Source organism: Blautia sp. DFI.9.10, assembly GCF_024461705.1.
GTDB lineage: Bacteria > Bacillota > Clostridia > Lachnospirales > Lachnospiraceae > Blautia_A > Blautia_A fusiformis.
Window position 1 is genome coordinate 77,201 of sequence record NZ_JANGAA010000008.1, and the last position, 13,878, is coordinate 91,078.

Here is a 13,878-nt window from a genome sequence, read left to right on the forward strand (position 1 = left end):
ATAAGTCGTCAAAGCAGAGATGCAGAAAGGATGAGACAAATGACAGAGACGAAACGTTTATATTATGAAGATGTATATAAAAAAGAATTTACAGCCAAAGTCCTGGAGTGCAGAGAAGCAAAAAAAGGCTTTCATATCATTCTGGATGAGAGCGCTTTTTACCCGGAGGGCGGTGGACAGCCAAGCGATACCGGATATCTCAACGATGTGAAAGTAAAGGAAGTGCATGAAAAGGAGGGAGAACTTCTTCATTATACAGATCAGCCGATGGAAGCCGGAACAGAAGTACAGGGACGCATCGATTGGGCAAGAAGATTTGATCTGATGCAGCAGCATTCCGGTGAGCATATGGTGAGCGGACTGATCCACGAGGCTTACGGATACGATAATGTAGGCTTTCATATGGGAAGCGATACCATTACCATAGATCTGAATGGCCCGTTGGATGAGGCGCAGCTTGCTGAGATCGAGCGGAAAACAAACCAAAAGATATGGGAAGATACGCAGATAAAGATCATATATCCTACAGCGGAGGAACTGGAAAAAATCGACTACCGAAGCAAAAAAGAGCTCACCGGTCAGGTGCGGATCGTAGAATTTCCAGGGGTGGATATCTGTGCATGCTGCGGAACTCATGTGACACATACCGGAGAGATCGGAATGGTGAAACTTCTTTCCGTGGAAAAATTTCGTGAAGGTGTCCGTATTGAGATGATCTGCGGAAAACGTGTGCTGGATTATCTGAACATGGTCAATGACCAGAACCACCAGATTTCTGTAAAGCTTTCCGCAAAAATGGATAAGACTGCGCAGGCAGTGGAACGCCTTCAGGAAGAGAATTTCCGACTGAAAGGACAGGTTGGGCAGCTGGTAGACGACATGTGCCGGAAAGAGGCAGAGCGTTATGCAGGAAGCGGAAGCGTTCTCATCTTTATGGATGGAATGGATGCAGACAGTGTGCGGAAGCTTGCAGACGCCGTGACACAGACCTGCCAGGGCTGCTGTGCGGTTTTTTCCGGAAATGCAGACGGAAGCTACAAGTATGCAATAGGTGAAAAAGATGGCGATCTCCGTCAGTTTACAAAAGAGATGAATGCGAAATTAAACGGACGCGGAGGCGGAAAGCCGTTCTTTGTACAGGGATCGGTGCAGGCATCTGAGAAAGAGATCCGAAACTTTTTTGAACAGTGATGAAAATGTTTGGGGAATGTCATGCACATATATTTCTCAATGGCTATGATTACCGGAAAGCCGTTGAGACACAGAAAAACGGGCCCCGGGATACACTGATCCGTGCTCATTTTGAGGAATACCGGAAAAGAGGAATCCGTTTTGTGAGAGACGGAGGAGATCATTACGGTGTGTCAAAACGGGCTGCCAGATTGGCCCCGGAATATGAAATTGACTATCGCACACCGGTTTTTGCCATTTATAAAGAGGGTCATTACGGGAAGATCGTTGGAAAAAGCTTTTCAGACATGAAGGAATATCACAGAAGAGTTCTGGAAGCTGCCGCTGAAGGGGCGGATTTTATCAAGATCATGACTACAGGGCTTCTGGATTTTGCAGATCACGGGAAAATTACGGGAACGCCGCTTTCAGCAACGGATGTGAAAGAAATGGTACATATTGCTCATGAAGAGGGATTTGCCGTGATGAGCCATACGAATGGATGCTATGGCGTACAGGCAGCAGTGGAGGCTGGTGTTGACAGTATTGAGCATGGGAACTATATGGATGATGAGACGATTTCCATGCTGGCAGACAGCGAAAGCGTGTGGGTTCCGACACTTGTAACTGTGCGGAATCTTAAAGGATGCGGCAGATTTGAAGATACGATCCTTGCATCTATTATAAAGACAGGCGAGCAGAATCTGAAGAAAGCTTTTGAAAAGAAGGTTCATGTGGCAGTAGGAAGCGATGCCGGTGCATATCAGGTTCTTCACGGCCAGGGTGTACAGGATGAAAGCAGAGCTTTTTTTGATATACTGGGTGATACGCAGGCAGTACGAAGCTGGATGGAAGATGGAGAAAAAAGGATCCGTACCATCTTCTGTCACGGGTCTTCGAATTTAATACAGGTATAAATATTGGAGGTGCGTGATTTCGCAGGGTTGAAAGTAACCCGGAGATCGGCACCTTCTTCCATTCCGCTTGAGGAAAGGTCCGGAACGTTTTCACGGCTGCAGAGGATCTTTACGCCGTCGTATGTCTGGAGCAGCACGGTATTGGCGGTTGTGCCCAGGATCGTGCCGGTTACAGTAGAAGTAATGTTGCGTACTGAAAGTATGTCCGGATCCTCCCCGGTGATTCCACGGATCTTCATGCCGCTGGTGGATTCACCATTAAATTTACCGGTATAGATAATGTTTACATAAGATCCCGGAGCCATTCCTCCTTTGAAATATACAGGAACCGAGGAAAGTGAAACAGTCAGTTCCGATCCTGTGGTCTGCGGAATGACAGTCATTGTGCCGGTGCTGACATTTACGATCTTTGCACGGAGATGCTGCTCTTTTTTTTTCGGTTCAGGGGAAGGCGTAGGAGTTGCTGCAGGTACTTTCAGTGGATCCGTATCGGAGACACTGATCACTTTTGTGAAACTGCCGTCATACTGCTTGTCACCCACGAGTGTTTCGTTGATGAATTTACCGCGAAAATGGACATAGACCCACTTGCCGGCCTTGATGCCTTTTTTGTAGTATTGTCTGACACCGGTGACAGGGAAGGTTACGGTATTTCCCTTTTCTGTAACTATCACAAGGGCATTGGAGGTGAGTGATTTCACTTTGCCCTTTAAAGTGCGGTCCTCCAGAGGAGTTTCATTATGATATTTGTCGGTTATTTTGATGGGGGAAATGGCGCTGATATCTGTTCCGGAAAGCTGTCCCTGGTAGATCACACTGACCTGATCACTGGATACAACGCCGTATTTGCATTCAAGCCTTGTCTGGGAAACATCAAATACATAGGTTTCTCCATTGCTGGAAATCGTCAGGTGTGTACCGTCAAAATCCAGCAGTGTGCCGGTAAGCTCATCCATATAAACACGTTCTTCCGTGGAAGGCTCCTGATCTTCCTGTTCTGTGGAATCTGAAGCAGTAACGTCTGAAATTTTATCCTGAAGAGAAATAATATGATCATCGATCTGATCATTGCTGCAGCCTCCCGCAAAAAGGGAAAGGCCGAGAATCATACATGCAGCAGACAGTTTTTTCATTTGTGTCCTCCGACCCGGGATAACGGTCAGTCCTGTTTATCTGTAAGATCATGGGTTTCCGACGCCGGTATAAAGTCAAATATCTGGCGGAAAGAATCCCATTGCTCACGGCTGTCGATTCCATGGTTGATCAGACCCGTGCATTCAGTACAGGCATTGGTATCCAGATAATTATCGTAATAAATATGATAGGGATTTTGGGTGTTTTTTTCCTGCGGATCGTTCATCGGATCAGTCTCCTTATTGATTGATAAGGATCAGTATATGAAGGCAGGAAAGATTTTATACATATTAAGGGTATTATAGCAAAAAGATTTTTTGATTTCTACAGGGATTTACGGAAAATCCATGCATTTACTGAAAACGTGTTCCTACAGGCTGAACACGGAACCAGTAGGTATAGGAATACTGAAATCCAAGAGAGCTGTAAAGCTTTTCTGCGGAAGTATTGTTTTTTACCACCTGAAGATAAGCGTGGCTGGCGCCTCTTTTTTTGCCCTCATTGAGAAGACCGGTACAGATCTGACGGGCATATCCTCTGCGGCGATAATCTTCACGCACATGAATGGCATAGATACCGATGTAGTCGCGATCCAGGATTCCAAGACCTGTGGCAATGATCTCGCCGTTTTTTGTTATGGAAGCGCAGACAGTTTCCTTAAGAATGGCACGGTACATGGAAGGAACGACGCTTCGATGGATCGGATTTGTAGTTCTTTTCAAGTCAAAAAGGCTGTGGATCCAGAAATCCGGAATTTCATTGGAAAAAAGCACATCGGTGACAGGCGCATCCAGAACGGCATTGTCCAGGTCTACAGTCATAACATTTGTTATGTGCTGAACGGAATAGCCCCTGTTTTCCAGCATATAGTCAAAATCCGGGGATACAAGGGGGCTGATCTTAAAGATCGCAGGAGTTCCCAGACGCTTATAGACCTGTTCGCAGTAGGGGATTTTTTCGCGCCATGGAAGTGTGGAGGTTCCGAACTGTTCCACACTGTTGGTCCTGTGCGTATAGAAATAAGAAAAACGTAAGATCCATCCGTCATAAAGTTCCATTTTATGGGAAGGCCATGCGTTCAGTGACATATCTTCGATTTTTTTGATCGTTGTTTCCATAGTATTACCTTTCTGATATGATCAATTTATAAAGTTTATCTGCCAGGATCTGATGCCCCTGTGGTGTGAGATGGATACCGTCAGAAGTTATTGATGCAGGCCCGGACCGTGCAGCTTCCTGATCCAGATCGTTCTGCAGCGGGAGAAAAACGACGCCATGATCCTGACTGATCTTTTTAATATGCACGGACATCTGTGAAAGAAGGGGAGCCCAGGAAGCGTAGCAGCGTGGCCATGGAAAAACAAAGGGTTCCAGGAAATAGAGCGTTCGTTTCCTGGAGTTTGTGCAGGATAGCTTTTTTGCAAGGAGCTCATAACGGGTGACAAATTTGTTCATCAGATCCTGCTGTTGTGCAGATGAACGGCGGGTGTTCATCATGATCCCCACATCATTGATCCCGATCAGGACGGTAACAATATCCGGATCAGAGCTTTCCAGCCAGAAATCTGTGTTCTGAAGAAGCCGTTCCAGGGTGAAACCATCAATACCTCTGTTTTCAATGGAAAATCGGTGATCTGTGTTATGAAGCAGACAGGAGAGCTGCTTCACATATCCTTTTCCAAGAGGATCTGCGGAGAAAAGCCGTCCGCAATCTGTGATACTGTCTCCGAGACACAAAATGCGAGTCATCCAATTCCTTCTTTCTGTTATACCGGGCGGATCATTATCCGCAGTCGATTATTTTCGTATTGGTGCTTTGATAGTAGCACTTACACCAGCAGTGGTCAAGCGTACGAAATACCGGAAAATGGGTAAAAAACGAATAAACGTGAAAAACATGAAAATTTTTTAAAAAAATTAAAAAAAGTACTTGCATTTTGAAAGAAAGTGTTATATACTAACGAAGTCGGTTGAGGGAAACAACAAAAAACGAAATCAAACGACAGAAACAAAAGAATATGGCCAGTTGGTCAAGGGGCTAAGACGCCGCCCTCTCACGGCGGAAACACGGGTTCGATTCCCGTACTGGCTATTAACTGAAAGCAATCAGAACATGTTTCTGGTTGCTTTTTTGTTTATGATCACAAATGGGGATTTTGGGAGGTTTTACTATGATCATTGATAATGTGTATGTTTTTACACCGGACAAAGCATTTGTAAAAGGCGGGATTATCCTGGATGGGGATAAGATCCGACAGGTTTATGAAGAAAAGGATGCGCCGCAGCTTAACGGGGATGTTCTGGACGGAAAAGGCTGCTACGCCATTCCGGGACTGATCGATCTGCATTTTCATGGATGCAAGGGAGATGATTTCTGCGACGGAGACAAGGCTGCGATCGGAAGGATCGCGGAATATGAGGCATCGGTAGGAGTTACAGCGATCGCACCGGCTACTATGACTTTACCGGTAGAGGAACTGGAGCAGATCCTCCATACAGCAGCAGAATATAAAAAAGAAACAAAGGACTGCCGTAAGGCGGATTTTCTGGGGATCAATATGGAAGGGCCTTTTATCAGCCCGGCGAAAAAAGGGGCACAGGACGCAAGAAATATCCTGCCATGTAATGTGGAAATCTGTGACCGTTTTTTAAAGGCCTCGGAAGGTCTGGTAAAATTTATAGGGATTGCACCTGAAGAAAGTGAGCATGCAGTAGAATTTATCCGGGAAGTTCATGAAAGGGTCAATGTTTCTCTGGCACATACCAATGCAGATTACGATACAGCAATGGAAGCATGCAGAGCAGGGGCAAACCATGCAGTCCATCTGTATAACGCAATGCCTGCGTTTACGCATCGTGCACCAGGCGTCGTAGGTGCTGTTTTTGATAATAAGGATGTTATGGCAGAGATCATCTGTGACGGGATCCATATCCATCCGTCTGTTGTTCGAGCTACCTTTCAGATGATGGGAGCTGACAGGATGATCCTGATCAGCGACAGTATGAGAGCTACCGGTATGCCGGACGGCCAGTATACACTGGGCGGACTGGATGTTAAGGTTGTGGGAAGACTTGCCACGCTGGTATCTGACGGTGCGATCGCAGGATCTGCCACAAATCTGATGGATTGTATGCGTACAGTTGTTAAAAAGATGGATCTTCCGCTGGAAACAGCCGTGGCCTGCGCGACTATAAATCCGGCCAGAAGCCTTGGTGTGGAAGAACAGTACGGATCTCTGGAAGCAGGTAAAAAAGCTCATGTGGTACTGCTGGATCAGGATCTGGAACTGAAAGCAGTGATCAAGGACGGAGTAAAGATCCGATAGGATCATAGAAGATAAAACGATAAAAAATAAAAAGATAAAAAGAATTTCAGGAGCAGATGACAGCAAAATTCGTGTCAGAATTTGTCGAACGAAAATGCTGGACAAAATGCTCCTGAAATTCTATAATTAATTTCACCAGAGATCTTCTGGTATCGATCACCGCCAGGTCAGGCGGGAAATCCCATTTTTATCATAACTGAATAAACATATATTTTAAGAAGGAAAGGGGGCGTGTATGTTTCTTTATGGAGAATTATCCGTGGTGATATCTGCGATGGCGGTCTGGATGGATCTTAAAGATGCATCTGTAGACAATGGATGGATCCTTTTTTCTTTTATGATTGGTTTCCTGATCCAGATCACAGAAAACGGGCCGAAAGGTGGAGTGATCTTTTTGGCAGGAGTGGCCGTGCCGGTGCTTCTTTTGGGAATCCTTTTTATATTCCATATGATCGGTGCCGGAGATATCAAGCTTCTGTGCGCACTTGGCGGAATCATGGGGCCGCGGACAGTTATGGAATGTATTGTTTATTCTTTGCTTGCAGGTGCAGGCATTTCTCTGGCAATTCTTATTTCTACAGGCGGTATCCGCCGACGATTCCTTTATTTATATCAGTATATGAATGAGTTTTACTGTACCGGTGAGATACGTCCTTATTACAGAAAGGGGATGAGCTTTCCGGAGAACTTTCATTTTACGGTACCCATATTTTTGAGTGCGGTGCTTTATGCAGGAGGTGTGTATTGAAGAAAAACATATTTGCAGTCTGTGATCTGGAGGTGGATTATGCTTTCAATTTTATGGATTATCTGAACCAGAAAAAGAATCTTCCGTTTGAGATCCAGGCATTTACCACGGCAGAAAGTCTCATTGCCTACGGAAAAGAAAATCATATTGAGTTGCTGCTGATTTCCGATAAAGCAATGCGAAAAGAAGTCCGTGACCTTGGCATCGGAAAGATCATCATTCTTTCAGAGGGTGTGCATCCTCCGGAACTGGATCAGTATTCAAGCGTGTATAAATATCAATCTTCCTCAGATGTGATAAGGGAGGTGATGGCCTGCTATGGAGAAGAGAAGTCTCTTGATCCGGTAACTTTTCCTGTGTTGAAAAAGACAATGGAGATCATCGGTGTTTTTTCTCCTCTTGGCAGATGTCTGAAGACATCCTTTGCACTTGCGCTGGGACAGATACTGGCGAAAGAACGTGCCGTTCTTTATCTGAATCTGGAATCCTATTCTGGTTTTGAGGAACTTCTTGGGAAAAAATTTCCGGCTAATCTGAGTGATCTGTTTTATTATGTTCGCCAGGGAAATGAAAACCTGATCCATAGAATGAACGGAATGATCCAGACAGTAAACAATCTGGATTTTATACCGCCTGTAAGAACACCTTCAGATATCCGGACCGTGGACTGGGAAGACTGGGAGCAGCTGTTGCAGGAGATCGTACTTCACAGTTCCTATGAAGTGCTGATCCTGGATATGGGAGAAAATGGAGATGAGGATTTCCGGCTTCTGGAAATGTGCAGAAAAATCTATATGCCGGTTTTGAATGACACACTTTCTGTCTGTAAGGTGACACAATTCGAAAATCTTCTGCGTATCTGGAATAAAGAAAAGATCTTGGAAAAAACAGAAAAGGTGCATCTGCCCTTTCATATGGATAGGATCTCTTCTGACGCTTACGTAGAACAGCTGGTCTGGAGTGAACTGGGAGATTATATCCGTGAACTTTTGAGAAAGGAGCGGTCATGAACAGAGAAAAATTCCGGGAAATGTATGATCTGCTCATGGAACAGCTGGATGTTTCCAGAGAGCTGTCCGATGATGAGATCCTGGGGGTGATCGATGAATTGATATTAACTCAGGCAAGGGAACTGTTTCTTTCACTGAAGGAGAAAGTAGAGCTCAGACAGGAGCTGTTCTGTTCTGTGCGCAAGCTGGATGTTCTGCAGGAACTGATCGATGATGAAAGTGTTACGGAGATCATGGTAAATGGTCCGGATCATATTTTTGTGGAACGGGGAGGAAAACTGACCAGATGGAATAAGGTCTTCACGTCAGAAGAGAAGCTGGAGGATGTGATCCAGCAGATCGTAGGGCGCTGTAACCGGGTTGTCAACGAGTCCATGCCCATTGTAGATGCAAGGCTGGAAAACGGAGCACGTGTGAATGCAGTGGTTTATCCGGTTGCTCTGAATGGTCCGATCCTGACGATCCGTCGTTTTCCGGATGATCCTATCACAATGGAAAAACTGATCGCTTTTGGAAGCATCACCGAAGAATGTGCACAGTTTTTAAAAAAACTTGTTCAGGCAAGATATTCTATTGTGATTGGTGGAGGTACAGGCAGTGGAAAAACAACATTCCTTGGAGCTGTTACAGAATATATTCCAAAAGATGAGCGCCTGATCACCATTGAAGATAATGCGGAGCTTAAGATCCGGGGAATTGATAACCTGGTATGTCTGGAGGCAAAAATGGCCAATATGGCGGGCGCGGTGTCAGTAACGATCCGAGATCTGATCCGGTCAGCCCTTCGAATGAGGCCGGACAGGATAATTGTAGGGGAAGTCCGTGGAGGAGAGGCAGTGGATATGCTGCAGAGCCTGAATACGGGACATGATGGAAGCCTTTCAACACTTCATGCAAACAGCAGTCAGGATATGCTTTCCAGAATTGAAACGATGACATTGATGGGGATCGATCTTCCCCTGGAAGCAATCCGAAGGCAGATCGCTTCCGGGGTAGACATTCTGGTACATCTCGGGCGTATGCGGGATAAAAGCAGAAAGCTGTTGGAAATCACAGAAGTATGTGGATTTGAAAACGGAGAGATCCAGACCAGGCCGCTGTATCGCTGGGAAGAAGGAAAGGGACTTGTAAAAACCGGAGAACTTTTGCATTGTGAAAAAATGAAACGGGCAGGAATCAGACTATGAAAGAGCGGAAAGGAAAGAATCAGAAATGGAGATCTACGAGGAAAGATTACAGGATGTATCATTTTACGGGGAAGGAGACCGCAAAGTATCTTCTGGAGGGAGCTGCCGTATGCGCTGCAGCCGACTATCTGTTTTATCAGAGCCTTCCTGTGTTGCTGTTTATGCTTCCAATACCAGTGCTTTTTCTGAAAATGCAGAGGAAAAAATGCACTGTACGGCAGCAGAGGGAGCTGAATTACCAGTTCCGGGATGCTCTGACGGCCATGAATGTGGCGGTACAGGCCGGCTATTCCGCGGAGAATGCGGTGCGTGCCAGTGTAAAGGATCTGGGGAGACTTTATGAAAAGGGAAGTGATATCCTAGATGAATTTCGGTATATCGAAAGCCAGCTGCGTCTGAGTGTTCCGGTGGAAGAGCTGTTCCTGGATCTGGGAAAACGCAGCGGAGTGGAAGATATTGAAAATTTTGCAGCAGTATTTTATACAGCAAAAAGAACAGGCGGGGATATGACGCAGGTGATCCAGAAAGTAGCCAGAATGCTTAGTGATAAGATTGAGGTAAAAAAAGAGATCGAGGCAACGCTGGCCGCAAAGAAATCGGAACAGATGGTTATGAGTATCATGCCGGCCGGTATCATCTGCTATCTGAAACTGACTTCGCCGGGATTTTTGGATGTACTTTATGGGAATCCTTTCGGAATCTGTGCCATGACAGTTTGCATGATGATCTATGGCTTGTCTTACTGGCTGGGTGTGAAGATTGTAGACATAGAAGTGTAGGTGAGGATAATGTGGATACATATTTTGATATTTATGGTGATCCTTGGGGTGTTTCTGGCAGGAAAAATGGGGCGGCTGCCTCCGGAAGCCGGAAATCCGGAAGAAAAGAAACTGTTTATACGGATAGCGCTTACCGGAAATATCATCGGTATGCTCCTGACATTTCAAAGTGGCGGAGATAAGGTTTATTCATCCGGATACCGTATGGAAAAAGAGGAGACAGGTGCTTATGAAGAGAAATTCAAAGTATCTGTAGACGGAGAAGAAGCCGGTTCCCTGTATGTGCAGGTGCCGGAAAAAGAAACAGAAGGATCCGAAGAAGAACCGGAAATAGAACTTAGCGAAGAACAGCAGCGCGAGAAAGAGCTGCAGGACATGATCGTACAATATAATCAGAAAAAAAACGATCCGCAGTACTATTATCTTCCAGATGAATGGAATGGAAAACATCTTGAATGGGAGCAGCCAAAAGACAAAACAGGAAACCTGCTTTCAGCTCTTGGTCTGGCAGCAGCGGCAGCAGCTGTCATTGCAAAAAAACGGGAAGAACAGAATGCTCAGATAAAAAGAAGAGAACAGATGCTGATGGATTACCCAGGACTGATCATGAAATTTACCCTTCTGGTGCAGGCAGGCTTAACTGCCAGAAAAGCGTTCCAGAAAATAGCACTGGATTACGGAAAGAGAGAAGATGGTAAAAAACGTGAGGCTTACGAAGAAATCCGAGTAGCCTGTTATGAGATGGACAGTGGGATTTCCGAAGCAGAGGCTTACCGGAGATTTGGAGAACGGTGCGGACAGGTAAAGTATAAAACTCTGTCAACACTACTGATCCAGAACCTCCAGAAAGGAAGCAGGTATCTGGCCGATCTGCTGGAAAAGGAATCCGTGGAAGCCTGGGAGGAGCGAAAAAGAAAAGCAAGAGTGCTGGGAGATATAGCAGCAACAAAACTGCTTCTTCCGATGGTCTTGATGCTCCTGGTGGTGATGGCGGTGATCATGCTGCCGGCATGCCTTTCCTTTTACGGAGGGTAGGACTGGAGAACAGAGAAAGGAAATGTGAGGTGACAAATGAAAATATGTGGAAGTATGTAAAAGAATTTGCGATGGAAGAGGATGCGGTGGGTGTTGTGGAGATCATCCTGATTCTGGTGGTTCTGATCAGTCTGGTCATCATCTTTAAGGAACAGCTTACAGCACTTGTTAAAAAAATCCTTACAAAAATCACAAAACAAAGCAATACGATCTGAAAATAAGAAAAAACGGTGATATCTGCTGATATTTTCGTTTTGGAAAGGAGAGGTACCCCTTGGCAGGAAATGTGAAAAAAGGCAGCATTACGATCTTTCTGGCTCTGATCTTGAGCCTGGTTCTTTCTCTTGTGTGTGCCAGCATTGAATCTGTACGCATGGCAGCTGCCAGGACACAGATACTTAACAGTATGGATATTGGCTTATATTCCTTATTTGGACAGTATGACCGAACGCTTTTGGAAGATTATGAGCTGTTTGCACTGTATGCAGGTGGAAAAGAAGAACTGGATATGGCTTCTGTATATGATGATTTTCAGACTTATATGAAACCTGTATTGAAACAGAACAGTCAGAAACTGGAGCTTCTCCAGGGCGGATTCAATGGTTATCAGCTTCTGAGCGACGGAAAAGGCGAGATTTTTTACCAGCAGGCTGTTCAGTATATGCGTGAAACTCTGGGAAGCCAGGGGGTACAGACTCTTCTCGGAAAACTGAAGGACCAGGAAAAGAAGACAGAGGATGCAGAGAAAAAAGGAGAACAGGCAGAAAATAAAGGAACGTTGGATTCCTATGATTCTGCTATTACGGACGCCGCGCAGAAGAGCGAAGAAGCAAAAAAAGAACAGGAACAACAAAAAAAACAGGGAGATTTTTCGGATGCAGGAAATGGAGGAAATGGGGATGATTTTACCGGCGGTGTTGATGAAAGCGTGGAAAATCCTATTCCAATCATCAGAAGAGTCCGTAAAATGGGACTTCTTGATCTGGTAGTACCATCCGAACGGGGAATATCGGATGCGGTTACAGACAGAAAAAGCCTTACATCCGGAAGAAAGCTCCAGACAGGACTAATGTTGGATACGGATATACGATCCGATAATTCGTATACGTCCGGAATATTGTTTGGACAGTATCTGCTAAAGAAACTGGGAAATTATCGAAGACCGGCAGCGGCGGGGTTGAATTATCAGGTGGAATATATTCTTGGAGGGAAGAACAGTGATCGGGAAAATCTGAAGTCCGTGGCAGGAAAACTTCTGGTGATCCGTCAGGGGGTTAACATGGCGTATCTGCTTTCAGATGGTGGAAAACGGATACAGGTCGAAACACTGGCGCTGGCGATTGCATCAGGTTTTCTGATCCCACCGGCGGCAGCAGTGATCGAAGCGGCACTGATCTTTTGTTGGGCATTTGCGGAGAGTATTCTGGATGTCCGGGAACTTTTTGCAGGAGGACATGTACCTCTTATAAAAAACTCCTCAGACTGGCAGCTGTCTTTGCGTAATCTGCCCAATATCCTGGACAAACTGGATTCTTCAAGAAAGGATGCAGGGAATGGAATGTCTTATGAGGATTATCTTCAGGTTCTGCTTATGGCGAAAGGAAAACAGGATAAAGTTCTGAGAGGAATGGACATGATCGAGTGCTCTGTACGTGAAAAGGGAAAAAGACCGGGTTTTCAGATGGATCACTGCATCACTGCCATGGAAGCGTCTGCAGATGTAAAAGCAAACAGACGGAAAATATTTACAGTTACACGTCAGTATGCGTATGAATAGAAAGAGAGGTGTACAGGGATGCTTTTTCAGAAAGAAAAAGAAGATAAAAATCAGATAAACAGACTGGATCAAAAAAGAGAAAGGCGCTCTCGAAGAGCTTTTTTCCTGCTTTCCCCGATAAGCCGGAAAACGCTTTCTGGAAAAGTATCCCTGTGCACCTTTCTGAAAAAAGCAAGTCTCACTCTGGAGACTGCGATGGCTTTGCCTCTATTTTTTTTCGGAGTGCTCACGCTGCTTTCTTTTATGGATATTTACAAGGTACAGACGGAGCATCTGACCGGCTTGTGCCAGAAAGCAAAGGAAGCAGGTATGTATGCGTATGGTGCCGGCGGTTCAGGTACAGAAACGATCACATTGCCGGACGTATATTCCTATCAGCCCATAGGCGGTCTGATCCCGCTTCCTAAAATATGGTTCCATAATACGGTAAAGGTTCATACGTGGAATGGTGTGATATACGAAAATGGAAAGGATACAGTGGAAAGCCAGCCTATGGTGTATGTGACAGAATCAGGAAGTGTGTATCACAGAAAACTGGGGTGCAGTTATCTGAATCTGTCTGTTCAGCAGATATCAGGCTCTTCGGTTAAAGCTTTAAAAAATGCATATGGAGAAAAGTATCAGGCCTGTGAGCTGTGCAGTCGTGGGCAGGAACCGGCCGGAGTGGTATATATCACAAAAAAGAGTAACCGTTTTCATAACAGGGAAAGCTGCAGCGCATTGAAACGATCTGTACGGATGGTGAAAGAAACTGAGGTTTCCGGTGAAATGAGTGCCTGCGGACGATGTGGCTGA

Annotated in this window: 15 protein-coding genes and 1 tRNA gene; 12 read left to right on the top strand and 4 right to left on the bottom strand. The window is 45.3% G+C overall.

What is annotated here, in order from left to right; translation table 11 throughout:
* The first annotated feature begins 30 nt into the window (after nucleotides 1–30).
* Together NE671_RS06900 and NE671_RS06905 are read left to right on the top strand one after the other, a co-directional pair.
* Nucleotides 31–1,191, top strand: coding sequence for an alanyl-tRNA editing protein (locus NE671_RS06900; protein ID WP_129975095.1), 1,161 nt, complete (start codon nucleotides 31–33; stop codon nucleotides 1,189–1,191).
* 5 nt (nucleotides 1,192–1,196) lie between these two features.
* A complete protein-coding gene (locus NE671_RS06905) occupies nucleotides 1,197–2,087 on the top strand; it encodes an amidohydrolase family protein (protein ID WP_092071766.1) in 891 nt (296 codons plus the stop codon).
* Here NE671_RS06905 and NE671_RS06910 read toward each other — a convergent pair.
* The 4 genes from NE671_RS06910 to NE671_RS06925 form a co-directional block, all read right to left on the bottom strand.
* Entirely contained in the window at nucleotides 2,057–3,220 is a 1,164-nt protein-coding gene (locus tag NE671_RS06910) for a hypothetical protein (protein WP_022427139.1), read from the bottom strand. The genes NE671_RS06905 and NE671_RS06910 overlap by 31 nt on opposite strands.
* Before the next feature lie 26 nt (nucleotides 3,221–3,246).
* Nucleotides 3,247–3,447, bottom strand: coding sequence for a hypothetical protein (locus NE671_RS06915; RefSeq protein ID WP_021652824.1), 201 nt, complete (start codon nucleotides 3,445–3,447; stop codon nucleotides 3,247–3,249).
* 127 nt (nucleotides 3,448–3,574) lie between these two features.
* Complete coding sequence (locus NE671_RS06920) at nucleotides 3,575–4,339, bottom strand: GNAT family N-acetyltransferase (RefSeq protein ID WP_022427138.1); 765 nt, start codon at nucleotides 4,337–4,339, stop codon at nucleotides 3,575–3,577.
* 4 nt (nucleotides 4,340–4,343) lie between these two features.
* Entirely contained in the window at nucleotides 4,344–4,970 is a 627-nt protein-coding gene (locus tag NE671_RS06925) for an SGNH/GDSL hydrolase family protein (protein ID WP_022427137.1), read from the bottom strand.
* A 271-nt stretch (nucleotides 4,971–5,241) separates the two neighbouring features.
* Here NE671_RS06925 and NE671_RS06930 point away from each other — a divergent pair.
* The 10 genes from NE671_RS06930 to NE671_RS06975 all read left to right on the top strand — a co-directional run bounded on the left by NE671_RS06930 (nucleotide 5,242) and on the right by NE671_RS06975 (nucleotide 13,878).
* A tRNA-Glu gene (locus NE671_RS06930) sits at nucleotides 5,242–5,313 on the top strand.
* Nucleotides 5,314–5,392: 79 nt separating this feature from the next.
* Nucleotides 5,393–6,547 carry an N-acetylglucosamine-6-phosphate deacetylase gene (nagA, locus tag NE671_RS06935; RefSeq protein ID WP_173740381.1) on the top strand — a complete coding sequence of 385 codons (1,155 nt, stop codon included), beginning with the start codon at nucleotides 5,393–5,395 and terminating at the stop codon, nucleotides 6,545–6,547.
* Between the two features lie 235 nt (nucleotides 6,548–6,782).
* Nucleotides 6,783–7,295: a prepilin peptidase gene (locus NE671_RS06940; protein ID WP_021652829.1), complete on the top strand. Its 513-nt coding sequence runs from the start codon at nucleotides 6,783–6,785 to the stop codon at nucleotides 7,293–7,295.
* Nucleotides 7,292–8,305 (top strand): hypothetical protein, encoded by a 1,014-nt coding sequence (locus NE671_RS06945; protein ID WP_147603215.1) that lies wholly within the window; start codon nucleotides 7,292–7,294, stop codon nucleotides 8,303–8,305. The genes NE671_RS06940 and NE671_RS06945 overlap by 4 nt, the downstream gene beginning before the upstream one ends.
* Nucleotides 8,302–9,492 (top strand): CpaF family protein, encoded by a 1,191-nt coding sequence (locus NE671_RS06950; protein ID WP_092071684.1) that lies wholly within the window; start codon nucleotides 8,302–8,304, stop codon nucleotides 9,490–9,492. Before NE671_RS06945 ends, NE671_RS06950 begins: the two co-directional genes overlap by 4 nt.
* The gene (locus NE671_RS06955; RefSeq protein ID WP_173740382.1) at nucleotides 9,489–10,271 is read left to right on the top strand and encodes a type II secretion system F family protein; all 783 of its coding nucleotides are present in this window, start codon (nucleotides 9,489–9,491) and stop codon (nucleotides 10,269–10,271) included. Before NE671_RS06950 ends, NE671_RS06955 begins: the two co-directional genes overlap by 4 nt.
* A gap of 9 nt (nucleotides 10,272–10,280) precedes the next feature.
* Nucleotides 10,281–11,306, top strand: coding sequence for a type II secretion system F family protein (locus tag NE671_RS06960; protein WP_173740383.1), 1,026 nt, complete (start codon nucleotides 10,281–10,283; stop codon nucleotides 11,304–11,306).
* A gap of 44 nt (nucleotides 11,307–11,350) precedes the next feature.
* On the top strand, nucleotides 11,351–11,521 hold the full coding sequence (locus tag NE671_RS06965; protein ID WP_044962312.1) for a Flp1 family type IVb pilin: 171 nt from the start codon (nucleotides 11,351–11,353) through the stop codon (nucleotides 11,519–11,521).
* A gap of 59 nt (nucleotides 11,522–11,580) precedes the next feature.
* The gene (locus tag NE671_RS06970; RefSeq protein ID WP_180214218.1) at nucleotides 11,581–13,083 is read left to right on the top strand and encodes a DUF5702 domain-containing protein; all 1,503 of its coding nucleotides are present in this window, start codon (nucleotides 11,581–11,583) and stop codon (nucleotides 13,081–13,083) included.
* A gap of 195 nt (nucleotides 13,084–13,278) precedes the next feature.
* Nucleotides 13,279–13,878, top strand: a complete 600-nt coding sequence (locus NE671_RS06975) for a hypothetical protein (RefSeq protein ID WP_242981814.1) — start codon at nucleotides 13,279–13,281, stop codon at nucleotides 13,876–13,878.